Here is a 461-nt window from a genome sequence, read left to right on the forward strand (position 1 = left end):
GTGCCTTGCTCCAGAGCCATCGCGGATCCATGGTAGCCGATAAAATCGCAGGCGACCGCGAGTTCAGGTAAGTCGCGAGTCGGTTTGCCTGTCAGGTCAAAAAAATGCAACCGGTGTTGAATGCGATCCAGCAAATCACGCTCGGTGCGAAGCTGGTAGTAGAAATAATCCGGCTCCTCCCCGGCCAGCAGCTCCGCTGCGGGCGTAAACTGCTCTATCGGCAGATAGCGGTAAGGGGTGCCCCGTTGTGCGTCATCATCGGGTTGTTGAACCACCTGAATATCACGTAACCAGAACAATTTTACGGAATCGCCCAGCGGCAGAGGATAGGAGTGATTTTCGGCACTCAGCAGGATAGGCGGGCTGATCCGGTTTTCCAGATGAATGGCCGGCACACAGCCCAGCATAAAAGCATCACCGATATCATCCAGCGGCAGTTCGCCTTCAAAACGAAAAATCAG

The 461-nt window shown here is 54.4% G+C and carries 1 pseudogene; it reads right to left on the minus strand.

Annotation, left to right across the window (positions count from 1 at the left end):
• A pseudogene (locus FE394_RS18465) lies at positions 1-461 on the minus strand (type VI secretion system baseplate subunit TssF); the annotation flags it as partial.

It is taken from the genome of Xenorhabdus littoralis (assembly GCF_033949345.1).
Taxonomy (GTDB): Bacteria; Pseudomonadota; Gammaproteobacteria; order Enterobacterales; family Enterobacteriaceae; genus Xenorhabdus; species Xenorhabdus littoralis.